This window comes from Cardiobacterium valvarum (genome assembly GCF_900460955.1).
GTDB lineage: Bacteria > Pseudomonadota > Gammaproteobacteria > Cardiobacteriales > Cardiobacteriaceae > Cardiobacterium > Cardiobacterium valvarum.
Genome location: NZ_UFUW01000001.1, coordinates 2,657,501 through 2,680,710, shown reverse-complemented (window position 1 = coordinate 2,680,710; position 23,210 = coordinate 2,657,501). Strand labels below are relative to the sequence as shown.

General features: G+C 61.6%; 25 protein-coding genes and 3 pseudogenes (1 of these 28 cut by a window edge). 16 read left to right on the top strand and 12 right to left on the bottom strand.

Annotated features, from left to right (window positions below):
- Positions 1-2 precede the first annotated feature (2 nt).
- From DY250_RS13075 to DY250_RS13045, 8 genes are all read left to right on the top strand, one after another.
- Positions 3-830, top strand: a complete 828-nt coding sequence (locus tag DY250_RS13075; RefSeq protein ID WP_115612649.1) for a hypothetical protein — start codon at positions 3-5, stop codon at positions 828-830.
- Between the two features lie 9 nt (positions 831-839).
- Positions 840-1,478 carry a hypothetical protein gene (locus tag DY250_RS13070; protein WP_115612648.1) on the top strand — a complete coding sequence of 213 codons (639 nt, stop codon included), beginning with the start codon at positions 840-842 and terminating at the stop codon, positions 1,476-1,478.
- Positions 1,475-1,735 (top strand): hypothetical protein, encoded by a 261-nt coding sequence (locus tag DY250_RS13065; protein ID WP_115612647.1) that lies wholly within the window; start codon positions 1,475-1,477, stop codon positions 1,733-1,735. The genes DY250_RS13070 and DY250_RS13065 overlap by 4 nt, the downstream gene beginning before the upstream one ends.
- Positions 1,732-2,199, top strand: coding sequence for a hypothetical protein (locus DY250_RS13060; RefSeq protein ID WP_115612646.1), 468 nt, complete (start codon positions 1,732-1,734; stop codon positions 2,197-2,199). The genes DY250_RS13065 and DY250_RS13060 overlap by 4 nt, the downstream gene beginning before the upstream one ends.
- 116 nt (positions 2,200-2,315) lie before the next feature.
- Positions 2,316-2,501 carry a Com family DNA-binding transcriptional regulator gene (locus DY250_RS14995; protein WP_115612645.1) on the top strand — a complete coding sequence of 62 codons (186 nt, stop codon included), beginning with the start codon at positions 2,316-2,318 and terminating at the stop codon, positions 2,499-2,501.
- The gene (locus tag DY250_RS14110; protein WP_172542378.1) at positions 2,476-2,613 is read left to right on the top strand and encodes a hypothetical protein; all 138 of its coding nucleotides are present in this window, start codon (positions 2,476-2,478) and stop codon (positions 2,611-2,613) included. Before DY250_RS14995 ends, DY250_RS14110 begins: the two co-directional genes overlap by 26 nt.
- A complete protein-coding gene (locus tag DY250_RS13050) occupies positions 2,610-3,722 on the top strand; it encodes an ABC transporter ATP-binding protein (RefSeq protein ID WP_115612644.1) in 1,113 nt (370 codons plus the stop codon). Before DY250_RS14110 ends, DY250_RS13050 begins: the two co-directional genes overlap by 4 nt.
- Complete coding sequence (locus tag DY250_RS13045; protein WP_115612643.1) at positions 3,710-4,303, top strand: formyltransferase family protein; 594 nt, start codon at positions 3,710-3,712, stop codon at positions 4,301-4,303. Before DY250_RS13050 ends, DY250_RS13045 begins: the two co-directional genes overlap by 13 nt.
- A gap of 101 nt (positions 4,304-4,404) precedes the next feature.
- On the opposite strand, the gene DY250_RS13040 is transcribed toward DY250_RS13045, so the two are convergent.
- Genes DY250_RS13040 through DY250_RS13020 form a run of 5 tightly spaced genes read right to left on the bottom strand, consistent with a single transcriptional unit; the run spans position 4,405 to position 8,521 of the window.
- The gene (locus DY250_RS13040; RefSeq protein WP_115612642.1) at positions 4,405-4,746 is read right to left on the bottom strand and encodes a Bug family tripartite tricarboxylate transporter substrate binding protein; all 342 of its coding nucleotides are present in this window, start codon (positions 4,744-4,746) and stop codon (positions 4,405-4,407) included.
- A 27-nt stretch (positions 4,747-4,773) separates the two neighbouring features.
- Positions 4,774-5,241 (bottom strand): tripartite tricarboxylate transporter TctB family protein, encoded by a 468-nt coding sequence (locus DY250_RS13035; protein WP_115612641.1) that lies wholly within the window; start codon positions 5,239-5,241, stop codon positions 4,774-4,776.
- Positions 5,238-6,272 carry a 4-hydroxythreonine-4-phosphate dehydrogenase PdxA gene (gene pdxA / locus DY250_RS13030; RefSeq protein ID WP_115612640.1) on the bottom strand — a complete coding sequence of 345 codons (1,035 nt, stop codon included), beginning with the start codon at positions 6,270-6,272 and terminating at the stop codon, positions 5,238-5,240. Before pdxA ends, DY250_RS13035 begins: the two co-directional genes overlap by 4 nt.
- Positions 6,269-7,528 (bottom strand): four-carbon acid sugar kinase family protein, encoded by a 1,260-nt coding sequence (locus DY250_RS13025; protein ID WP_115612639.1) that lies wholly within the window; start codon positions 7,526-7,528, stop codon positions 6,269-6,271. Before DY250_RS13025 ends, pdxA begins: the two co-directional genes overlap by 4 nt.
- 3 nt (positions 7,529-7,531) lie before the next feature.
- Positions 7,532-8,521, bottom strand: coding sequence for a 2-keto-3-deoxygluconate permease (locus DY250_RS13020; protein WP_115612638.1), 990 nt, complete (start codon positions 8,519-8,521; stop codon positions 7,532-7,534).
- A gap of 412 nt (positions 8,522-8,933) precedes the next feature.
- Between DY250_RS13020 and DY250_RS13015 the strand changes: the two genes are divergently transcribed.
- From DY250_RS13015 to DY250_RS12985, 7 genes and pseudogenes are all read left to right on the top strand, one after another.
- Positions 8,934-9,647 carry a GntR family transcriptional regulator gene (locus tag DY250_RS13015; protein WP_172542376.1) on the top strand — a complete coding sequence of 238 codons (714 nt, stop codon included), beginning with the start codon at positions 8,934-8,936 and terminating at the stop codon, positions 9,645-9,647.
- A gap of 37 nt (positions 9,648-9,684) precedes the next feature.
- Positions 9,685-10,482 (top strand): annotated as a pseudogene (locus DY250_RS13010) (McrC family protein); the annotation flags it as partial.
- A 344-nt stretch (positions 10,483-10,826) separates the two neighbouring features.
- On the top strand, positions 10,827-11,264 hold the full coding sequence (locus DY250_RS13005) for a SixA phosphatase family protein (protein WP_115612635.1): 438 nt from the start codon (positions 10,827-10,829) through the stop codon (positions 11,262-11,264).
- Positions 11,265-11,273: 9 nt separating this feature from the next.
- Complete coding sequence (locus DY250_RS13000; protein WP_115612634.1) at positions 11,274-11,789, top strand: hypothetical protein; 516 nt, start codon at positions 11,274-11,276, stop codon at positions 11,787-11,789.
- 5 nt (positions 11,790-11,794) lie between these two features.
- Positions 11,795-12,349, top strand: a complete 555-nt coding sequence (locus tag DY250_RS12995) for an isochorismatase family protein (RefSeq protein ID WP_115612633.1) — start codon at positions 11,795-11,797, stop codon at positions 12,347-12,349.
- Positions 12,350-12,405: 56 nt separating this feature from the next.
- Complete coding sequence (locus DY250_RS12990) at positions 12,406-14,268, top strand: MFS transporter (RefSeq protein WP_115612632.1); 1,863 nt, start codon at positions 12,406-12,408, stop codon at positions 14,266-14,268.
- Positions 14,269-14,321: 53 nt separating this feature from the next.
- Positions 14,322-15,206, top strand: a complete 885-nt coding sequence (locus DY250_RS12985) for an HpcH/HpaI aldolase/citrate lyase family protein (protein WP_115612631.1) — start codon at positions 14,322-14,324, stop codon at positions 15,204-15,206.
- Between the two features lie 237 nt (positions 15,207-15,443).
- On the opposite strand, the gene ilvE is transcribed toward DY250_RS12985, so the two are convergent.
- From ilvE to DY250_RS14990, 6 genes and pseudogenes are all read right to left on the bottom strand, one after another.
- Complete coding sequence (gene ilvE, locus DY250_RS12980) at positions 15,444-16,445, bottom strand: branched-chain-amino-acid transaminase (RefSeq protein ID WP_115612630.1); 1,002 nt, start codon at positions 16,443-16,445, stop codon at positions 15,444-15,446.
- A 182-nt stretch (positions 16,446-16,627) separates the two neighbouring features.
- A complete protein-coding gene (locus DY250_RS12975; RefSeq protein ID WP_245951141.1) occupies positions 16,628-17,179 on the bottom strand; it encodes a metallophosphoesterase family protein in 552 nt (183 codons plus the stop codon).
- Positions 17,180-17,300: 121 nt separating this feature from the next.
- Positions 17,301-18,089 carry a transferrin-binding protein-like solute binding protein gene (locus tag DY250_RS12970; protein ID WP_115612628.1) on the bottom strand — a complete coding sequence of 263 codons (789 nt, stop codon included), beginning with the start codon at positions 18,087-18,089 and terminating at the stop codon, positions 17,301-17,303.
- A gap of 654 nt (positions 18,090-18,743) precedes the next feature.
- Positions 18,744-21,350: a leucine--tRNA ligase gene (gene leuS / locus DY250_RS12965; RefSeq protein ID WP_115612627.1), complete on the bottom strand. Its 2,607-nt coding sequence runs from the start codon at positions 21,348-21,350 to the stop codon at positions 18,744-18,746.
- A 92-nt stretch (positions 21,351-21,442) separates the two neighbouring features.
- Positions 21,443-21,757, bottom strand: coding sequence for a HigA family addiction module antitoxin (locus DY250_RS12960; protein WP_115612857.1), 315 nt, complete (start codon positions 21,755-21,757; stop codon positions 21,443-21,445).
- A gap of 17 nt (positions 21,758-21,774) precedes the next feature.
- Positions 21,775-22,054, bottom strand: a pseudogene (locus DY250_RS14990) (type II toxin-antitoxin system RelE/ParE family toxin).
- A gap of 156 nt (positions 22,055-22,210) precedes the next feature.
- Between DY250_RS14990 and DY250_RS12950 the strand changes: the two are divergent.
- Positions 22,211-22,741 (top strand): annotated as a pseudogene (locus DY250_RS12950) (sulfate ABC transporter substrate-binding protein); the annotation flags it as partial.
- Positions 22,742-22,746: 5 nt separating this feature from the next.
- Here the strand turns inward: DY250_RS12950 and DY250_RS12945 are convergent.
- On the bottom strand, positions 22,747-23,210 hold the 3' end of the coding sequence (locus tag DY250_RS12945) for a HemK family protein methyltransferase (protein ID WP_115612626.1). It continues 508 nt past the right edge of the window; the window shows 464 of its 972 coding nt (coding positions 509-972); its start codon lies off the right edge, out of view; its stop codon occupies positions 22,747-22,749.

Here is a 23,210-nt window from a genome sequence, read left to right as displayed (position 1 = left end):
CTATGCAAAAAATCAAGAGTGCCGACCAGACGTTTCATAACGGCGACGGTCGGCAAGAGTTAGGCACGGTCGTCACCGCCGAATGGCTCAACGCGGTGCAGGGCGAGCTTGTTGCACCGATTGAGGCGGCGGAGATGACGCTTAATGACAATGACAACGGGCAGCTGCTCAAAGCCGTCAACAAGATTGTCGCCAGCGCCGTCGGCGGGGCCAATCAAAACGCCAACGGTAAGGTGAGCAAGACGGGCGACACGATGACGGGCGCCCTGACCGTCAAGAGCACGAATCCGGGGCAACGCTTCGCCGCGCTGAAATTACAAAACGAAGGTACGACCACCAATACGGCCGTTGGTGTTGATGTGTGGCTTGGCGATAAACAACGCGGCTGGCTGGGCTATACCGCAGACGGTCAAGGCAGCGATTTCTATGTCGCCAATGCCGACTCGGCCGGCCTGGTCGGCCCCCTTATGCGCGCCAACAACGCGGGGCTTTGGCTACAGCCCTATGGCGGCTGGTTGCACGATTACTTCGCCAAGAAAAACGAAGCGCGCTGGACCTGGAATTCGTACCCGTCTCACCACCGGGGAGCGCAGGTGTTTTATCACGCCGCTTCCGGCCTGAAAATTATCACCATGACTGTCAACACCGCAAGCGGCCAGAGTCTGATTCAGTTGCCAGAATCGTTCACAGGGTATTTTGTGCCCATCGGCTGCGATGTCGGCAGCGGCAAGTTTGCCATCGGGGCGTCGGCCAATGGGCAGAGCGGCATTTCTGTCTATACCCCGGCGGCGATGACCTGTCATTTCATCTGCATCGGCTATCACAAGTAAGGAGGACACATGCGCCAGTTTCATTTGCGTGATCACTATTTTGCCGATCTCGTCCGCGATGATGCGGGCAACCTCACCACCAGCGGCGACGGCTGGGTACGTATTACCTCGCAGGCCGGTATTGACGCCATCTGCGCCAGCATTACTAACGGTGGCGAGGTATGGCTTAACGACAAGGGGCAATTGTGCGTGAGCGGTCCCGCGCCCGCACCCGGCATGGTCTTCGACCGGCAAAAGGGCTGGCAGGCGGACGTACAGGCACAGGCGGCACTCCTCGCGCAAGCCAAAGAGAACAAGCTGCACGCCATCGCCACCGCCGCGCAGGACTTTATCAACACAGCGGCGGGGCTTACGGGCATTCCCGCCTTTGAGCAGGAGAGCTGGGCGCAACAGGCGCGTGAGGCCGAGGCCTGGGCGGCGGATAACAACGCGGAGACGCCGCTCCTCGCTGGGATTGCTGCCGCGCGTGGTGTGCCGCTTGATTTACTGCGGCAAAAAGCCCTCAGCAAGAGCCGCGCCTATACCACCCTGACTGCCACTATTGCCGGACAACGGCAGGCACTCGAGGACGCTGTCGCGGCCTGCGCCGATGTAGCGGCAGTGGAGGCGATTGAGGTGCAATTTACCGCGCCGGAGTTCAATCAGTGAACGGATATTTTGCCCAGTACATCAAGCCGCTTCTTGAGCATTTTGCCGATGCCGACAGCGTCGAGTTTTCCATTCACCAAGACGTCATGCTCTTCGCCGCATACATGGATCGAGGGCTGGACGTCGCTGCCGTCCGCGTCTGGAAAAAATCAGACGGGGCAGGGGACGGCTTCGGTATTGACGACGCGCGCGGCTGTGTCATCGGCGAATACCCCACGTTTGCCGAACTGCTTGCCGCACTGTCGGAGGTCGCGTGAGTACCGTTACCGCTTATCTCGCCTGCTATAAATACCGGCCACCGCGTGATGCCGCGTGGCGGGTGCGCTGGCGCTACGCCAGTGACTGGCTCATCCGCGTGTTTACCCGTAGTCCCTACTCGCACTGCGAGATTGCCGTGCCGGTCAGAGGACTATCGGGGGTGTTCGAGTGTTACAGCAGCTTTGCTGCCGACGGTGGCGTGCGCTGCAAGCAGATGGTGTTGGACGGCGAGCATTGGGATTTACTGCCGCTCACGCTAGATTACGGACGGCTGCTGACGCTATTTCGTGAGACGGAGGGACGGCGTTATGACTACATCGGCATCCTGCGCTTCATCCTGCCTTTTCTCCCGCCGGCGCATTCGCGCTGGTATTGCTCGGAGTGGTGCGCTGCCGCTCTCGGTTACGACGGCAAACGCCAATGGACGCCCGGCCAGCTGGCCGAGGCGGTTAAACATCACTGACAAAGACAGCGACGCGCGCCGTGCGCTAACACGGCACGCGCCAGCTCGCAGACAGACCCTGCAAGCCAAAGCTGCCACCTCTAGAGGCAGCAGAATCTTACCCAAAAGGATCTGTTATGCACAAATACACGACGCAACACCGTTGCTGCGTCTGTCACAAACTGCTCGCGCAAAGCCACAACCTGCGTGGCCAGCTCGAAATCAAATGCCCGCGCTGCAAGCGTGTGGCGGTCTTTAACAATCAAGAATGCCGCGAGCATCTACACGGAGATGCTTATGCAATACGGCAAAAACGGCTATAAATACCGGCCACAATACGGCGTTATCGTTCGCTGCAAGGACGAGGCACATCAACAGGCGCTGTACAAACAGCTCACTGCGCTGGGTCTCAAGGTCAAGGTGGTGTGTGTATGAGGGTCAGCATCCATCACCGCTGCGCCGACTTCAACTCCTACCGCGCGGCGCGGGTTAAATCCCTCTTTAACGTGGACAGCGGCGCGGACGTTTACATTGACGCCGACCTGCCGCTTGATGCGCGGCCGTGGCAAATCGGCGTCATCGTCGGGCCTTCCGGCACTGGCAAAACCAGCATCGGCAGACGCCTGGGTGCGCTCTACGCTCCCGCCTGGCCGCGTGACCGTCCCATTGTTGACGCTATCGCACCGGACGGCAGCTTTGATGACGTCACGGCGGCGCTGGCCTCCGTTGGTTTGGGTACGGTGCCCGCGTGGCTGCGACCTTACGCCGCACTCTCCAATGGGGAACAATTCCGCGCTAACCTTGCCCGCGTCATCTGCGAGGCGCCACCATTGGTGGTAATTGACGAGTTTTCCTCAGTCGTGGACCGGCAAATCGCGCAAATTGGCGCCGGTGCCTTTGCCAAGAGCTGGCGCCGCCTGCCGTCACGACCGCAGGCAGTGCTGCTATCCTGCCACTACGACATCCTTGACTGGCTTACGCCTGATTGGGTGTTCGACACTGCCAGCGGCACCTATCAATGGGGGTGGCCCAGGCGACGCCCCACAATCGACCTGGAGATATACCAATGCCGCCAAGCCGACTGGGCCCTGTTTGCACCGCATCACTATCTAGACCTGCCGCCGATGATAGCGGCCACTCACTACATGGGGCTGGTGGACGGCCAGCCCGTGGCACACATCGCCTTTTCCACCCGACCGGGGCTGACCGAGGCGCGCGCTTGCCGCTTGGTTGTGATGCCGGAGTGGCAGGGAGCCGGTGTAGGAATGCGCTTCCTCAATGGTTGCTGCGCGCTGTGGCTGGCCGGACAAAACCGCTACGGTCTGCCGCTGCGCACGCTTTTCCACACCAGTCACCCCGGTCTTGCCGCCGCATTGCGCCGCGACGCGCGCTGGACGCAAGTCTCTGGCACGCTTTACGGCAGCAACAAGGGCCGGTCACGCGACACCCTGCGCAAATCGGGGAAAGGGTCAGGCTTCGGCGGTCATTTCCGTGCGGTGCAGGGCTTTCGCTACTTGGGGGAGGAGGACGCATGCACGTCGTGATCGTCGGGCAAAAATGGCTGGCGGCGGCGGTATTGCAGGCGTGCCACACCAAGCACTACACCGTCTCGGCGGTTGCAACAGGCGGGGATGACACCTTCCGCCGCGCAGCTCACGCCGCCGGAGTGTTGCATGGCGAGGCTGTCACCCAGATCCCCGCTTGCGATCTGATAGTGGCGGCCCACCTGCATGACTACCTGCCCGCCGCTATCCGCGCGCGGGCGCGGCACGGCGTGCTGGCCTATCACCCGTCGCTGCTACCGCGCCACCGTGGTCGCGACGCGGTGCGCTGGGCCATCCACATGCGCGAGGCCATCACGGGCGGCACGGTGTATTTGATGGACGACGGCGCCGACACCGGTGGTATCGTAGCGCAGGACTGGTGCCACATTCGCCCGGATGACACCCCGGAGAGCCTGTGGCGACGCGAGCTGGCACCGATGGGGGTAAGGCTGATAATGGCGGCGCTGGACACCCTGCACACCAACGGCGCGCTCCCTCACCGCGCTCAGGACGACGCCCTCGCCACCTTCGAACCCGCCTTCCCCCGACACAAAATCGCTGACGCCAGAGGGGGGAAATAGAGGGGGCAAAATTAAGGGGGATTTAGCGGCGTTTAAATCTGCATTTTATGCACATCTAAATAACGGAGGGGCCGGCTGGGTATGCACAAATAAAGCCGGTTTTATGCACGAATAAAAAGCGCCGTACATTTGTAGTCGGTGCCGCCGATGAGCGGTTTGATGACAAGCGGGCCTTGGGCGCCGGTACCGAGGGTGTAGCCGTCCGGGCGGGCGTTGATGGCGGCCGAGGTGCCGATGGAGCCGCCGCCGCCCGGCTGGTTGCGGATGACGACGTTGGTGCCGGGGTAGTGTTTTTTCACGGTTTCGCCGAAAAGGCGTAGCGCCAAATCGCTGCCGCCACCGGGGGAGTAGGGGACGATAATCTGGATAGGCCGTTCCGGGTAGGCGGCGAAGGCGGGCAGGATCGCAGCGCAGGCGGCGGCAAGCAGGGCTTTTTTCAACATGATGACGGTCTCCGTTGTAGGTAATGATTAGGGCAGCCAGACGGCGAGTAGCTTGGTGAAGCCGAGGTACACCGCCGCCGTCATCACCGCCGGGAAGAGGATGAGGACCAGCGGTTTGCGTTCGCCGAGGATGAGCAGGCCGAGGAGGAGGGTGGCGGCGGTTGTCCAGATATAGCCGATGGGCATGAGGGTGACGGCGTAAGCAATCATCAGCAGCACGAACAGCACCATTTGCCGCAGCACGCGGCGCCCAGGCAGGGCGATACTGCCGCTGTCGCCCGTTTTTTCCTGCCACAGGGCGCGGACGAGCAGGCCGGCGGAGCCGAGGCCGAGCAGCACCACCATAATCCAGGGCATGAAGGCGGGCCCGGCGATGCTGCCGCCGGGCGGGGTTTTCAACTGTGCGGTGGCGATGGCGGCAAAGACGCAGAAGACGAGCAGGCCGATGCTGATGTAGAGATCGGCGCGGCTTTCGCGGATGGCCGGGGTATTCATGGCGTGTTCTCCTGTTGTGCGCTTTGCCAGACTTGCGCCCAGCCTTGCGAGAGGGCGGCGGCGCGCTGGCAAGCGAGCACCAGCGAGCCTTCACGGGCGATGCCACGGCCTGCGATGTCGAAGGCGGTGCCGTGGTCAACCGAGACGCGCACCACCGGCAGGCCGGCAGTAATGTTGACGCCGTCGTCGCCATAGACAGCCTTGAACGGGGCGTGGCCCTGGTCGTGGTAGCAGGCGATCACCATCGGCCATTTGCCGCGCACCGCCTGCGGGATGAGGGCGTCGGCGGGCAGCGGGCCGTGCACGTTGATGCCGTCTGCCTGCGCCGCATGAATGGCGGGGGCAAGTTGGTCGGCGTCTTCGTCGCCGAAGAGGCGGTTTTCCCCGGCATGCGGGTTGATGCCGCAGACGCCGATTTTGCTCTCCGGCTGGCCGAGGGCGCAGGCGAGGGCGTGGGCGAGGTTGATGACGGTGCGGGTGCGCGCCGGGGTGCAGGCGTCAATGGCGCTGTGCAGCGATTGGTGGGTGGTGAGGTGGAAGAGGTAGAAATCACCCGCCGAGAGGATCATCGAGTAGTTTTTCACCCCGAATTCGTGGGCGAGGATTTCGGTATGCCCCGGCCAGTGGTGGCCGCCGGCGTGCATCGCTGCCTTGTTGAGCGGGGCGGTAACGATGCCGTCAATTTCCCCGGCGCGGCCGAGGCAGCAGGCTTCGACCACGTAACGGTAGGCGCCATCGCCGGCGCGTGCCGCGATTTTCCCCGGCGGTACGTCATCCAGCGCCTCCCCCACTTGCAGCACTTCGATGGTGGCGGGGTCGTTCGTCACATCGGCGGCGCCCGCGATGGTGCGCACGCTGGCGGGGTCAAGCCCGGCGAAGCGGCAGCCGCGCCGCAGGGCAGCGGCGTCGCCGATGACGAACAGCTTGGCAATCTGCCGCAGTCCGGGGTGGTTGAGCAGGGTTTTGGCGGTGATTTCCGGGCCGATACCGGCGACGTCGCCGAGGGTGATAGCCAGTACTGGCAGGGTCATACGTGAGCCTCCTTGGGGTTGAGGTCTGCCATCATGCGGCAGAGCAGGTCGGGCGCGCCGAAACCGCCGGATTTGGTGATGACGACGAGACCGTCATAAGCACCACCACGCACAGTGGCCAGCGGCACGCCTTCGGCGATGGGGCGCAAGACGCGCAGTGCGGTAACGCCGAGCGCGTGCAGCAGGGCGGCCGAGCCGTCGCCGCCGAACAGCACCAGCGCACCGAAGCGGCGTTTTTTCAGGCTGTGTTTGCCGAGCGCCGCCAGTTGCTGTGCGAAAGTCTTGGCCAGCGCTTCGGCGGCGGCGCCGCTGGCAATGCGGGCAGGGTTGGCGCGGATAATGACGGTGCCGTCGCCGGAGACGAGCAGCGCTTGCAACTGCGCGGTCAGCGCGGGCAGGGAGCCGGGCGCGAGTAGTTGCGCCGGGTGCGGGCTGAAAACGATGGCGTCCGCGCCGGCGGTCGAACCGATATAGGCATCAACCTGCTGCTGGCTGGTGTCATGGATGGAGGTGACGAGGAGCAGCGCCGGAGCATTGAGCGGTAGCGGGTCGGGCGCCGCCTGTGCCGTCGCAGCCGGCAGGGTGGCGACGATGGCGTTCGCGAGGCCGGCGGAACCGACCGGGATGGCGCCGTAGCCGAGGAGGGCGATCGCTTCAGCGATGCGGCGCAGGTCGTCATCGCTGCGCGCATCAACCACGACCACCTCCGCCTCGCTCTGGCGGATGGCATCAGCCAGGGCATGTGCTTCCTGACAGGGCATCACCAGCGCGCCGGGCAGGAGCGCCGCCATGTCGGCAGTTGGCACCGGGCAGATGGCGTCGCGCCCGGATGGGGTGTCGTTGACCGGGATACCGCTGACCAGCAGGCGGCCGCTTTCGATCGTCCGCCCCATTGCCGGATAAGCGGGGCAAACCACCGCGCGGGCATCGCTGTGTACGGCGCGCCAGGCGGTAAGCGCGCCCTCGATTTGCGCCGCCACCGAGCCGCGCATGGTGGAGTCGATTTTCAGATAAAGACGGGCGAGATCGCGGGCGTGCGCAGCGGCAATCACCGCTGCCGTCGCCGCTGCCGCCTGCTCCGGCAACGGGCGGCAGTCCGTGGAGACGGCGAAGACTTCGGCCTCGGCCTGCAAGGCTTCGGGCAGTGTGTCGGGGGAGAGCGCGAGGACGGTGGCAAAACCGGCCCGGGCGAAAGTCACGCTGGTGTCATTGGCGCCAGTCAAATCGTCGGCGACGACGAGCAGGGAAGTGGACATGATTTACTCCTGTTCTTGGGGAAGACCGCCTTCCCGCTTGAGTACCCAGGCGGCGACCAGTGGCGCAAGCACGGCGGAGACGAGGACAGCAGCCGCCACTTGCGCGGTCGCGGTTTGTACATAAGGCAGCATGGAAGGGTCGGCCTGGGCGACGATTTCCGGGGTGATGACCGCATTGCCGGCGGTCGTCCCGGCAGCGAAGCCGATGCCGGACTGCTTGCCGCGGTGCAGCAGCTTGTATCCGGCGTAAGTCATCGCCCCGGTTAGCAGGCAGCAGAGCACGCCGAGCACCAGCCCGACCGCGCCGCCGGTGGCGATAGCGTGCAGATTGATGCCGGTGCCGAGGGCAAAAGCGAAAAAAGGAATGACAATGGCGCCGGTCGGCTTCATCACCTCCGTCCATTTCGGGTCAAGATTGCCGATGACCATGCCGAGCAGGAGCGGCACCACCGCCGCCACCATTAACAGCACCGGAATATCGGCCAGTCCGGAGACGCCGAGGAAAAGCAGGACGAAGAACGGCCCGTCGTTTACAGCGGAGGCGATATAGGCGCCCCGGTCACGGAAATCGCCGTATTTACCGGTGAAGGCCAGCCAGATACCGCCGTTGGAATTGGCGACAATCGTCAGGAGCGCCAGCAGTGACGCCCCGGCGATGCCGTCCCGCCCAACCACCAGGCCGAGCAGGGTGACGAGCAGGGCGGGTAGCAGCGTCTTGCAGAGTAGCACCACCCCAGTATGCGCCAGCACTGGTCCGGAACTGCGCAGCGTGATCTGCATCCCGGTCGCAAAAATCAATAATGCAATCAGCGGCGCGGCAGAATTCTTGAACAGGGCTGTGGTAAACGAGCCGATATTCAGCGCCTCCGGCGCGAACGTACCGGCCAGCGAACCCAGCACCAGCGGAATCACCATCGCCCCGCCGGGCAGACGGTTCATCCAGTCATACAGCGGAACAATACTGCGCGGCGTAGCATCCGGACGGGTAGACATGGCAACCTCCAAAGACAAAAGGAATAACAACATGTACGTACAAGTTGAAATTACCTCTAAGACTGACAAAAGTCAATGCGGCAAACGCAAAAAACCAGTCGCGATGTGGCGGTAATGGAAAGAAAGCTGCAAAAACAAAGCGATGGCGTAGCCGACGCCCGCAGAAAAAACCATAAACAAAGCACCGCACCACCCTGCCGCTTGCCGGGCGTAGGGTGGGCTTCAGCCTGCCGGGCAGGCGATACCTGCTTTTTGCGATGACGACAAACCCGGCAACGACGCCGCTTGACGGGCCAGTGTTTACGCCGCTTGGCAGGCCCGGCAACCGTGCCGCTTGGCGGTGCCTACGCCCGTCGCCCCCACAAGTGGGCGCGTTACAATGCAGTTCCCACAATCCCGCTCAGGAGAGCCCATGTCCACCACCCAACCCCTGTACGCCACCGTCGCCGACAGCCTGCGCCGCGACATCCATTCCGAACTGCTGCACGGTCCGCTGCCGTCCGAAGCCGAACTGCAAAAACGCTTCGGCGTCTCGCGCTCGGTGGTGCGGCAGGCACTCGCGACCCTGGAAGCAGAAGGACTGGTGCAAAAAGCGCGCGGCAAAGGCAGCTTCGTCCTGCCGGTGAACCGCATCCGCCGCATCGTGCAATCGCTGAACGGCCTCGGCCTGCAAGTCGAAGAAACCGGCGCGACCGTGCAGACAGAAATCCTCGCCTGGGGCGTGGTGCCCTACGAAGAAGCGCCGCCCGCCTGGGGCGGGGAAGCATTGCACCTGCAGCGCCTGCGCAGCGGCTACGGTTACCCGCTGGCGCTTATCGAAACCTGGTTGCCGCCGGTGCTGGTCGGGCAACTACCGCGCGAAGTGCTGGAAAACGCCTCGCTGCACGAACTGATGAAAACCCGCGCGCACATCAACCTGCTGCGCTCCCTGCGCAACGTCTATGCCGTGCCCGCCGCCGACCCGATGGCTGGTTTGCTCGGCGTCTCGCCCGGTGCGCCGCTGCTGCTCCTGAGCGGCACCACCTACGACGAACACGACGAAGCGGTGGAAATCTTCTCCACCTGGCACCGGGGCGACCGGGTGATGTTCCAGCTGGAACGCTTCAACGGCAAAGTGGCGGGCTGAACCCCCTTCTTCGTCAAAACGCTGCGACGTCCGCGCCGACCGCTTCTACACCGCGCACGATGAATACAGCCCCGACCGCGCGGAAAACCGCCTGCTGCACAGCGCCGTGTTGCAGGCCCTGCAACGTACCCGCCACCCCGGTCATCAGCGCCTTGCCCGTGAACTGCGCTTTGCCCTCGCCGACATTCCGCCTTCCACGCGGCCCGGCGATGATTTTGCCCGCGTCCGCTTTGAGCGCGGCATGGGTTACTACCGCGAGGCGCTCGCTTGGGCGCAGCTCTTGCTGGCGGAGACCAACCCGCTTGGCGACGGGCGCGACGATAGGCTGCCCGCGCTGCTGTTCCCGATGGAAGCACTGTTTGAAGCTTACGTGGCGCAGCATCTCACCCGTACCTTCCCCCATCTGCGCGTGCACACGCAGCACCGCAAGCACGGCCTGCTGGCTGGTGACGGGCCAAACCGCTTTTTGCGCCCCGATCTCGTCCTCAGCGACGCCGCAGATGGCAGCACGCAATGGGTACTGGATTGCAAATGGAAGGTGCCGGAAGGGCAGGGCATCAGTGGCGTCGCGAGTAGCGACCTCTATCAACTACTGGCTTACGGCATCAATTACTACGATGACCGGACAGGCAAACTGGCGCTGGTGTACCCGCAAACGGCACTGTTTTCGCAACCGCTGCCTGTGCAGTTCCGCAACACGCAACTGCAACTGTGGCTGCTGCCGTTTGATTGTGATGCGGAAGAATGCCGCCTGCTGTTGCCGGACGATTATCCGCCTGCGCAGCCACCAAGCGGGATAAAGACTGACCTGCGCTACGCCGGAGCGGTGGACTGAAGTCCACCCTGCGCCCGCCAAGCGGCGCAGTTACTGGCCCCGTCAAGCGGCGCAGTTACTGGCCCCGTCAAGCGGCATAGTTACTGGCCCCGCCAAGCGGCATAGTTGCTGGGTCCGCCAAGCGGCGTCATTGCTGGGCCCGCCAAGCGGCGTCATTGCTGGGCCCGCCAAGCAGCATAGTTACTGGACCCGTCAAGCGGCGTAGTTACTGGCCCCGCCAAGCGGCGTAGTTACTGGTCCTGCCAAGCGACTAGTTGCTGCGCCTGCCAAGCGGGACAACCACGCGCTTTTCCCGCCCGTTATACTAGCCTCCTCTCATCACGCCGCTTGCGGCAGGAGTTTGTATGCAACTGATCCTCTGGCGCCATGCCAGCGCCAACAGTTTTAACGGCTATGACCGCATGCTCGACCCGACCGGGCACAAGCAGGCGGCGCAGGGCGGGCAGTGGCTCGCCACGCACTACCCCAATCTGCCCATCCTCACCTCGATGGCGCGGCGGGCGATCGAGACGGCGGCGCATTATCCCTTCCCCAGCGAGGCGGTGGCCGCGCTCAATCCGGGCAAGGCGACGATGAGCGTCTATGATTTTCTTGTTGCGCGCGGCGAGAGCGACCTCATCGCCGTCGGTCATTTGCCGTGGATCGGTCAGCTCGGTGCACATCTGCTGCGCACGGGCGGCTATTACCCCTTCAATCACGGCATGGTGCTGGTCTTTGCCAGTGATGACGGTGAGAACTGGCAGCTGTGTGATTCTTTCCAACCACAACCCGTGACGGGCTAAGGAGTTCTTATGCGTTTTCTTTTCCCCCTGCTGGCGGCGCTGGCCGCCCCGTTTGCTGCTGCACTCAGCGAAGCGGATTTGCTTGGCCGCTGGTCGTGCAGCACCTCGTATCCGGAAATCAATGCCAAGATTGACGATGTGCGCATTTTTAATGCCGATGGCACCACCACCAGCGACGGCACTACCATCTTCTTCATCCGCGACGGCCTCTTGCAATACACGACGCACAATGAAGAAACGTGGAAGCTCACGGATGGCGTGCTGCGCGTGGAAACGGTAAAAAGCGCGGTTGAGCGGGCAATGCCGCCGCGCATTCAGAAGATGCTGGACGAAAAACCCGATGTGGCGGCGTTTGAAGCGAAGATGTTTGGCGTACTGCGCGGCGTGAAGGCAGGCGATGCGGTTTCGCTGACCGTTGCTAAGGCCGACAAGCAGCAGCTTAATATGCACGACGAACGCGACAATCCGACGGAATGTACGCGGGCGGAGGTTAAACCGGCGGCGAAGCAGAAGAAAGGCAAGTGAAGCCGATGCGCGACGCCCTGCTCGTCATTGATATGCAAAATGGCGTGTTCGCCACCCCGCGTCATGCGCGCGCGACGGTCGTTGGCAACATCAACCGCCTGATGGCCGCTGCCCCGCATACCGTCGTCATCCGCCACACGGACGACGATTTGCCGGCAGGCGGCGCGGTGTGGCAGTTATTGCCGGAACTGCACGTCCCCGCTGCCGCGGTGTATCTCGACAAGACTGCCTGCAACGCCTTTTACCGCACCGCGCTCGCCGCTACGCTGGCTGAGTGGCACTGCCGCGACCTGACCATCTGCGGCTGCACGACCGATTACTGTGTGGACAGCACCATCAAGGCGGCAGCCGCGCTGGATTACCGCGTGACGGTCGCTGCCGATGCCCACACCACCGGCGACCGCCCGCCCATCGCGGCGGATGTGCTCATCGCCTACTACAACGACCTCTGGGCACAGCTCATCCTGCCGGATAACCCTGTCCGCGTCCGCCGCAGCGACAGCATTATCGCCGCCTGGCAGGCCTCCCCTGAATCTACTGGTGTCGCCCAAAAAAGATAACGCCATCTCCTCTACCGCTTGCCGGGCCGAGACCCACCCTACTTTGGAATCCCCCCATGCTCCTCTTTTCCCGACGCTTCCTGCCGTTCTTCATCACCCAGTTTGGCGGCGCCTTCACCGACAACCTCTACAAAAACGCACTCTTGGTGTACCTCACCCTGCGCCTCAGCGACAGCAAAACCCTCAGCTTCTACACCAACCTGAGCATGGCGCTCTTCATCTTCCCGATGTTCCTTTTCTCCGCCTGGTCCGGCCTATTGGCGGACCGCTTCGAGAAGCGCTTCCTCATTGTGCGTATCAAATGGCTGGAAGTGTTCATCATGGCCGTCGGCATCGTTGCCTTCGTCTTCGACCTCATCCCGCTGATGGTCGCCGTCCTCTGCCTGCTCGGCCTGCAATCCACCTTCTTCGGCCCGGTGAAATACGGCCTCCTGCCGGAACGGCTGCGCGAAGAAGAACTGATGCTGGGCAACGGCCTCGTCGAAGCGGGCACCTTCCTCGCCATTCTCGGCGGCACCCTGGTGGGCGCTTCGCTGGTCGCGCGCGAATCGCTGTATCCGCTGCTGTATGCGGCAATGGTTGCCGCCGTCACCATCGGGCTTATCAGCGCCTACCTCATCCCTGCCGCCCAGGGCGCGACCGACCGCAGCGCCCTGCCGCCGTTCCATCCCTGGCAGCAGACCAAAACCCTGCTCACCTACACCATCCGCCAGAAAACCATCTACCAGTGCATCCTCGCCATCTCCTGGTTCTGGCTGCTCGGCGGCGCGCTCTTGACGCAAATCCCGCAGTACGCCAAAGAAGTGCTGAATAGCGGCCCGGAAGTGACCACCTACCTGCTGGTGCTGTTCTCCGTCGGCATCGGCATCGGCTCGCTCCTCAGCAACTTCCTTGCGCGCGGGCGGATTGAGGCGGGGCTTGTCCCCGTTGGCGCCTTCATCCTCGCCGCCGGCATGGCGGGTGTCATCACCATCAGCGCCAACCCCGCCCTCAGCGAATTGCACACCTTCCGCACCTTCCTGCACGACCCGCGCTTCCTGCACACCACACTTTCCTTCTTCGCTATCGCCTTCGGCGGCGGTATCTACGCCGTGCCGCTCTACGCCATCATCCAGCACCGCGCCGAAAGCGGGCACAAATCGCAGATGATCGCGGCGAACAACATCCTGAACGCCCTCTTCCTCGTGCTGGTGAGCGTCCTCTCCATCCTCATCCTCAGCGTCTTCGGCTGGTCGCTGCAAGCGCTCATCGCACTCCTGCTCGGCGTGCACCTCGCCATCTCGCTTTACATCTTCACCGTCGTTCCGGAATTCATCATGCGCTGCCTCGTCATCCTCATCGTCGCTTGCTGCTACCGCCTGCGCGTACGCGGCCGCGACAACATCCCGCGCAGCGGCGCGGCCATCATCGCCTGCAACCACATCTCCTACATGGATGCGCTCATCCTCATGGTCGCCATCCGCCGTCCGCTGCGCTTCATCATGTACTACAAAATCTTCCGCATTCCCGTGTTGCGCTACATCTTCAAAAGCGCGCGCGCCATCCCCATCGCTGGGCGCAGCGAAGACGCCGCGCTCTTCCGTCAATCCTTTGAAGACGTGCACACGGCGCTCGCCGACGGCGACATCGTCGCCATCTTCCCCGAAGGCGAACTGACCCGCGACGGCGAAATCGGCGTGTACCGGCGCGGCATCGAAAAAATGCTGGAACGCGATCCCGTGCCGGTCATCCCCGTTGCCATCGATAACCTCTGGGGCAGCCTCTTCTCGCACGCGGGCGGGCTGATGAAAGGCGGGCCGCGCAAATGGTTCGCCCGTATCGACGTCCTCATCGGTGCGCCGCTGCCGCCGGAGACCGATGCTGAAACGCTGAAAGAAAAGACGCTGGCCCTCCTGGAACAGCACAAAGCATGCTGTTGACCCGCCTGCCGCCTTCCCCGTAGCATCATCATCACCCACATCCGGAACCGTCCATGAACGCCCACCAACTCGGCGCCTGCCTCTACGTCCCCGCGACCCATCCGCAGCTGGTTGCCATCGCGCGCGGCGACAAACTGCCCGGCGTGCGCTCGCTCATCTACTGCACCGAAGACAGCGTCTCTGCGCGCGACCTGCCGCAGGCGCTGGCCAACCTCGCTGCCGCGCTGGCCGCCACGCCGGACGACTGCCTGCGCCACCGCTTCATCCGCCTGCGCGATGCCGGCGTGATGCGGCAGGTGTTGGCCATGCCGCATATCGAACGCATCCATGGCTTCGTACTGCCGAAGATTACCGCTGCCAGCCTCGGCGATTACCGCGACCTGCGCGGCACGGCTTTCCGCCTGATGCCGACCCTGGAAACACAGGAAACCTACCGGGAGAGCGAAGTGCTACGCCTGTTGGATACCTTCGACCGCGACGGCTGGCGCGCGCACATCCTCTGCCTGCGTATCGGCGGCAACGACCTCTTGAGCCAGTTGCACCTGCGCCGTCCGCCGGATGTCACCCTCTACGCCACCCCGCTTGGCACATTGATCGACCGCCTGGTCGGTCTCTGCAAACCGGCAGGCTACCTCCTCTCCGCTCCCGTCTTCGAATACCTCGACCGCCCCAACCTCCTCGCGCAGGAAGTGCGGGAAGACCTGCGCCACGGCCTCACCGGCAAAAGCGCCATACATCCCGCGCAGGTAGCGGTGATTGAGCGGGAATACCGCGTCAGCCAAGAAGAACGCGACCTCGCGCAGCAAATCCTCGCCAGCGAAGAAGCCGTGTTCCGTGCCGGCGGAGCGATGCAGGAAACCGCCGTGCACCGCAACTGGGCGCAGGCGACGCTGCACCGTGCGGCGGCGTTTCCTACCGCAGCGGAGGATGGGGAGTGAACATGACGACGGTTGCACGGATGGATGCCGCGTTTTGCATGAAGCCGTACGAAAAACGGTGTCACGGCAGCTATCCCGCTGACGCGCGCCAGTCTGCAAGATAGTCGTTTTAGTAGGGATGACACAGGGCGGCGCAACGCCGTTACGGTTTTTTAGATGTTTGGGTATATGTCGCCTCATCATTGGCAATAAAAACGCCACGCAATGCGTGGCGTTTTTCGCAGGTGCGGTGAATGTTCAGGCGACTTTATGAATCCAGCCGTAGCGGTCGGGGGTGATACCGTACTGGATGTCGGTAATGGCTTTACGAATGGCGAGGCCGCGTTTTTGTCCGCCGGTGACGGGTACTTCTTTGCCGTCGATGACAAAGGCGGTCACGGGTGAGATTACCGCCGCTGTGCCGGTTAGTATCGCTTCTGCGCCGCCTTCTACTGCCTGTTTGAGTTCGGCGACGGTGAAATCGCGTTCGCTGACGCGGTAGCCGAGGTCGGGCGCAATTTGCAGCACCGAGGCGCGGGTGACGCCGTGCAGGAATTCGGCGGTAAGCGGTTTGGTGATGATTTCATCGCCCTGTATCAGCATGAAGTTGGAAGCACCGGTTTCCTGTACGTCGCCGCCCGGGCAGAAGAGCACCTGGTTGGCGCCGTATTTTTCTTTGGCGTCCACTACCCACGGCAGGGCGGAGGCGTAGTTGCCGCCGCATTTGATGCGGCCCATGTGCGGGGCGCAGCGCATATGTCCGGTTTCGACCAGGAGTTTCATCGGCGAGCCGACTTTGAAGTAGTCGCCAACCGGTGAAGCGAGGATGTAGAGCAGGGCGGAAGTGGTGCCGCTTCCCGCCTTACCGATGACTGGGTCGGTGCCGACCAGGGTTGGGCGCAGGTAGAGGGCGTTCGGTGCATCAGGAACGATGTCGGCGGCGCGTTTGACCAGCTCGAAGAGGGCCGCGCGGTAGGTGTCCGCTTCCGGCACCGGCATGTGCAGCAGGCGGGCACTTTGCCGCATGCGCGCGATGTTGTCGTCCGGGCGGAAGATGACGATGTCGCCGTTTTGTTGGCGGAAGGCTTTCAGTCCTTCGAAGCATTCGCTACCGTAGTGCAAGGCGTGCGCGCCGGGCGGGAAAGACATTTCCGCACTGCTTTGCCAGCGCACCTTTTGCCAGGCGCCGTCCTCAAAGGCGATGACTGGCATTTCGGGGGAAAAGACGCTGCCGAAGACGGCAGGAACTTCTCGACTCATGGGGTTTCCTTTGTGTTATGGGTTGGGAGTGGCACGATAGCGCGCCGCCTGATGCTTGGCAAGGTAAAGGATGCGCGCCGGGCGCAATTTCTGCGGTTAATAACGGTAGATGTGGTGTTTATCGCCTGGATTGGGAGTTGTAGAGGCGATTTATGGCGCAGTTAGCGTGAATATCGCCAGCGCTATTGGTTTTTCATCTCGCGCGGCGGGTAGGGCAGTGGCGGGATGCCATTAAGGCGGGCGCGGATGTCGTCCCAGCTCCACAAGCGGAAGGCAGGATGGGCATCAATGCCGACGTCCAGCGCTGCGCCGCGCAGGCGCACGGTGCCGTGGGTGTGGCCATAGAGGTGCCAGCTGCCGCGCTGCGCACCGCGCCATTCGAGGATGGGGTAATGGAACATGATCAGGGCGATACCGTCGCGGGTTTCTTCGTGGTAGGGCTTGATCCAGTGGAAGCGCTCGGCGAGGTAGGGATCGGTGCTGAGTTCGTCGTCGTGGTTGCCGCTGATCAGGCAGATTTCGCCGTTGAGTTCGGCAAGCAGGCGGAAGGTTTCGGCGAGGCCGCCGAAGGAGACATCGCCCAGGTGATAGACGCGGTCACCCTTGCCGACCTGGGCGTTCCAGCGGGCGATGATGCCTTCGTTCATCTCGCGCACACTGCGGAAGGGGCGGTGGCAGTATTTGATGATGCCGTGGTGAAAAAAGTGCGTATCCGCGGTGAAAAATACTGCCATGCCTGTTTCCATTAGGGTTTTCGCGGCATGATAACAAAAAAGCATGTCGCCTTTTCGCCTGCCCGGCGATAAAAAGGCCCCTTCGGGAAGGGGCAGGCAGGAGAAGACGATCCCATGTATATCAATGGGTACCGGTACCGCGCGACCACTGCTGCGTGCCGCCAAAGGCGCCCTGGAAGTTTTCCTTCGCGTTCGTGTAGTGACCGGCCATTTCTTTGGCGTCGTTGCCGTAGAAAGCGCCATCCACATGTGTGCCGTTACTGAGGCCGCTGAATTTGTTGCCGTTGATCGTCGCTTCCAGGTTGCGGTTGACGAAATTGCTCTTGTCGCCCGGTTTGGTAAAGGCCATCTTCAGTGTCTTGTCGGCGAAATTGGCTCTGGCAATCATGATGCCGTTGGTATAGTTGTTGTCAGTATTGTTGACATGAATGACGTCGCCGACATATTCCGCTTCACCTCGGGTTGGTACATGGGCAGACAAATATCCCTGATGGAAGACAATATTGTTGCCGTCGTAATTGAGGGCGCCGAAGCGGGCATTCGCCTGCCGCGTGGTGCCGACATAGAATTTCTTGTATGAAACGCCGCCCAGTTTCGCACCCCGATCCAGGGCGACAATCCGCCCATTCTTGATATTTTCAACCACCAGCGGCAATTCCCGCCCGTTGAAAGTCAGCGTGTCGAAGCTGGGGGCATTATTGGAGACCGAGCCGTTGCTGGCGTGCTTCGTGCTGTTATAGGAACTCATGCTGCGGTAAACATTGTTACCCGGTGTCGGTTTGGGTGAAGGAATGTCGGGTGTGGGTTTGGGCGACGGAACGACCTTTATACCGGGACCGCTGCCGCCGCAACCGGTGAGTAATAGCGCGAATGCAATACTGCTCATAATGCCAATAGATTTGAAGGACATGACAATCTCCTAAAAACGGATAAAAACAACAGGGGATTCATCGCAAAGAAGATGCAGGCATCGGGCAATGATTTTTAGGGATTGTCCGGAATCTTTCACCTGCATACAGGTAATGGAGAATCCGGGCATTATTATGAAAATTCCCCCGCATTTCTGCAAGTAAACGGTATGTCATAACGCCATTCTTACGAATTTATCCCAATGAATTTATGGAATCTATTAGTAGATTACGAAAGCCGCAGGGGATGTTCATCTTTTCTTAAACTTTTATCGCCAGCATTAAAATGTCTCTGTTCGATACATTAGCCAGATAGGGGGTTCATCTATCCAAGGGAAAAAGTATGGTTAATATGACTAAGAAATAGAGGTGGAGAAAAAAATATCGTTTTTGCTATGGCTAAAAATACCATCATGACTCCTCCGGCGAATTGCTCCACTATTCCGGTGGATGAGGCATTTGTTATCAGGTGGGTTTCCGTCCGTTATATGTATCATGTAAATGGTGGGTCAAAGCACGCCCTGCCGTTCGGAAAGCCGCCAAGCGGGATAAATGCTGGGTTCGTGGGCAGCCCCAAGCGGGGCAAAACCTGGCTTTCTGTCAGGCATAAAAAATCCCGCTGTAGCGGGATTTTTGTTGTCGGAAACGGCAGGGCGTCAAATGACGAGGTTCACCAGTTTGCCGGGCACAACGATGCTTTTTTTCGGCGTTTTGCCCTCGGTGTGGCGGGCGACGTCGGGATGGGCAAGGGCGGCGGTGATGATGATGTCGTTGTCCGCGTCCGCTGCCACACTGATTTCCGCGCGGCGTTTGCCGTTGACTTGTACGGCGAGGGTGATGCTGTCCTGTTGCAACGCGGCTTCGTCCGGCTCAGGAATGGCTGTGTCGAGGATGTTCCCTGTGTAACCAAGTTCCTGCCACAGGGCAGCAGTGATGTGTGGCGCGATCGGCGCGAGGACGAGCAGCAGGATGCGCAGGCCTTCGTAGCGCAGGCGGTTGTTTGTGGCATCTATTTCGCTGATGGCGTTCAGGATTTTCATCGTCGAGGAGACAACGGTGTTGAACTGGTTGCGGCTGTAGTCGTAACGGGCGCTGCGCAGTTCGCTGTGGATGGTGTGGCGGATGGTTTTGTGTTTGGCGTCGAGTGCTGCCGGATCAACGGGCGTGGCGTCCAGCGCGTCGCGATGCTCGTAGGCGTAGCTCCAGAGGCGGCGCAGGTATTTGTGCGCGCCTTCAACGCCGCTCTCGCTCCATTCGAGGGTGGATTCGGGCGGCGCGGTGAACATGGTGTAGAGGCGGGCGGTGTCGGCGCCGTATTTTTGTACGAGGGCTTCGGGATCGACGCCGTTGTTTTTGGATTTGGACATTTTTTCCATGCCGCCGTATTGCACGGGCTGGCCGTCGGCCATCAGGGTGCCGCCGGTAACGCGGCCTTTGTCGTCGGTCTGCGCTTCGACATCCGCGGGGTTGTACCAGGTTTTTTTGCCGCTTGTGTCTTCGCGGTACCAGGTAGCGGCGAGCACCATGCCCTGGGTCAGGAGGCGTTTGAAGGGTTCGTTGACTTGCACGAGGCCTTCGTCGCGCATGAGTTTGGTGAAGAAGCGGGCGTAGAGGAGGTGGAGGATGGCGTGTTCGATGCCGCCGATGTATTGGTCCACGTCCTGCCAGTAGGCGGCGTCTTCCGGCGCAACCATGCCGCCCTGGTAGTCGGGCGACATGTAGCGGAAGAAGTACCAGCTGGATTCGACGAAGGTGTCCATGGTGTCGGTTTCGCGCCGCGCGGGCTGGCCGTTGGCGTCGGTCGTCTGGTAGTAGGCGGGGTCTTTGGCGAGCGGGCTGCCGCTGCCGTCCGGGATGATGTTCTCCGGCAGGACAACGGGCAGGTCACGGTCGTCCACCGGCAGGTCGCGCCCTGCGGCGTCGTGAATGATGGGGATGGGGCAGCCCCAGTAGCGCTGGCGGCTGATGCCCCAGTCGCGCAGGCGGTATTGGGTTTTTTCTTCGCCCGCGCCGCTTTTGCCGAGCGCCGTACCGATGGCGTCGAAGGCTTGGCTGAAGTCGAGGCCGTCAAAGGCGCCGCTCGCGATAAGGCGGGTGTTTTCTTTCGCGGCGTACCATTCTTGCCAGGTGGCGGGGTCGTAGTGTTCGCCATCTTTGGCGACGACTTGTTTGATGGGCAGGCCGTATTTGTGGGCAAATGCGAAGTCGCGTTCGTCGTGCGCAGGCACGGCCATGACCGCACCGTCGCCGTAGCCCCAGAGGACGTAGTTGGCGACCCACACTTCCAGTGCTTCGCCACTGAGCGGGTTGATGACGTAGCGCCCGGTCGCCATCCCTTTTTTTTCCATGGTGGCGACATCCGCCTCGGCGACGGATCCGGCCTTGCATTCGTTAATGAAGGCGGCAAGCGCCGGGTTATCGATGGCGGCAGCGGTTGCCAGCGGGTGTTCGGCGGCAACGGCAAGGTAGGTGGCGCCGAGCAGGGTATCGGGGCGGGTGGTATAGACCTGCACGTTTTGGATGTCTTCCGGCAGGCCTTGGCGGCTGTCGTCGCGCAGGGCGAAGCGGATGGTCATGCCGCGCGATTTGCCAATCCAGTTGCGCTGCATGGTTTTGACGCGCTCCGGCCAGCCGTCGAGCGTGTCGAGGTCGCGCAGGAGTTCTTCGGCGTAGTCGGTGATGCGGAAGTAGTACATCGGAATCTCGCGCTTTTCCACCAGCGCGCCGCTGCGCCAGCCGCGCCCGTCGATGACTTGTTCGTTGGCGAGCACGGTTTGGTCCACGGGGTCCCAGTTGACGGTGCCGTTTTTGCGGTAAATCAGCCCTTTCTCGAAGAGGCGGGTGAAGAGCCATTGTTCCCAGCGGTAGTAGTCGGGTTTGCAGGTCGCGATTTCGCGCGACCAGTCAATGGCAAAGCCCAGCGCTTTCAGCTGGGTTTTCATGTAGTCGATGTTGCTGTATGTCCAGGCGGCGGGGGCGACCTGGTGGTTCATCGCCGCGTTTTCAGCGGGCATTCCGAAGGCGTCCCAGCCCATCGGTTGCAGCACGTTTTTGCCGAGCATCCGCTGGTAGCGGGCGATCACGTCGCCGATGGTGTAGTTGCGTACGTGCCCCATGTGCAGCCGTCCGGACGGGTAGGGGAACATCGACAGGCAGTAGAATTTTTCGCGCGTCGGGTCGGTTTTCACTTCAAAGGTGCGGTTCTCCGCCCAGCTTTTCTGGATGGCGGCTTCGAGGGTCTGCGGTTGGTAATGCGGCTGCATGGGGTTTCCTGAATTCTGGTCAATGAAAAGGCGGCAATCATACACCAACCGCCCTGCGCGGGCGGCTGAGGCACGGGGTGGTTCTGCTTGGTTTATGCGGTCTCTGCCGCGTGCTGCGTTTCCGCAAAGGGCAAGACTTCTTCCGGACGGAAGCTTTGCATGGCGATTTTGATGTCGTAGGTGCTTTGCAGGTTCAGCCATAATTCCGGCGTGGTCCCGAAGTAACGCGCCAGGCGCAGGGCGGTATCAGGCGTGATGCTGCGCTCCTCTTTGACAATCGCGTGCATTCGCGTGGCGGGTACACGCAGCGCCAGAGCGAGTGCGTTCACGCTGAGGCCCAGCGGAGCCAGGTATTCCTCGCGCAGGATTTCGCCCGGATGGATGGGGCGCATACCGTTCTTGGTCATCATGAAATAACTCCTGTTTAGTGATAATCGACGATTTCCACATCATATGTGTCGCCGTCCTGCCAGCGGAAACACAGACGGTATTGTTGATTGATGCGGATGCTGTGCTGGCCGTTGCGATCCCCCCCTGAGCGCTTCCAGTTTGTTTCCCATCGGGATTTTCAGATCATCCAAGGCCTTGGTTTCATCCAGCAGTGTCAGTTTCCGCCCGGCAGTCGCCGCAAACGCTTGATAACGTTTAACCGTATCGCCTGCAAAAAAGGCTTTGGTCTCTTTGGATGCAAAGGATTTGATCATGTCAGCCAGCTTATTTTTTTCCGTGCATTGTGTTACGCACTACGGAATACGTCAATCGTGTTTGATGTCGCATACCCACAGGTTATAAGCCCCGAAAAAAACCGCTATTGGTCAGCGATAGCAGAAATTCCTACCATGCCCGCATCGCTAATTACCATGAAAAAAATCCTCCTCGCCGCCCTCTTTGCCGCTAGCGCCCTGCCGACCTTTGCCGCTGATAAAGAGCTGCTCAACGCCTCCTACGACATCGCGCGCGAACTCTTTGTCCAGTACAACGCGCTGTATCAAAAGGAACACCCGGACGTGAAAATCACCCAATCGCATGCCGGTTCCTCGAAGCAGGCGAATGCCATCCTGCAAGGGCTGAAAGCCGATGTCGTCACCTTCAACCAGGTGACCGATATTGATGTCCTCGCGCAGAAAGGCAAACTGCTGCCGGAAAACTGGCGTGAACGCCTGCCGCATCACAGCTTGCCTTACTACTCCACCACCGCCTTCCTCGTGTGCAAGGGTAACCCGAAACACATCGAAAACTGGGGTGACCTCGTCAAAGACGGCGTGGAAATCGTCCTCGCCAACCCGAAAACCAGTGGCAATGGTCACTATGCCTACCTTGGTGCGCTCGGCTACGCGCAAGACGCATTCAAAAGCGAGGTCGAACAGCACGATTTTCTGAAAAACGTCCTCTGTGTTTAGACGATGCCAGCGTCGCGCCAGGCGAGGAGTTCGTCGGCGCTGATGACACAGACGCCGGCACCGCCGCGTGTGAGTTCGGCCCAGTCGAAGGCCGCGTCGGGGTAGGCATCTTCGAGGTTTTGCCCGCTCATGCCGACTTCCAGTACGAGTAGGCCGCGCTCGCTCAGGTAGTCGCCCGCTGTGTGCAGCAGGCGACGGGTGAAGTCGAGGCCGTCGGCACCGGAGGTGAGGGCGTGGCGCGGTTCGTACCGGTATTCGACAGCAATGTCGTCCATTTCGCCCTCTTCGACGTAGGGCGGGTTGCAGAGGATCCAGTCGATGCCGCCGGTTACGTCGCGGTAGGTGGCGCCTTGTGCGCGCGCGGCAGCGGCTTCTGTGCCGTAGAGGTCGGCAATAGCGGCGTCCAGCGCGGCAAGGCCGTCGCCTTGCAGGAGCGGGATGCTGTCGCTGAGTTGGTAGC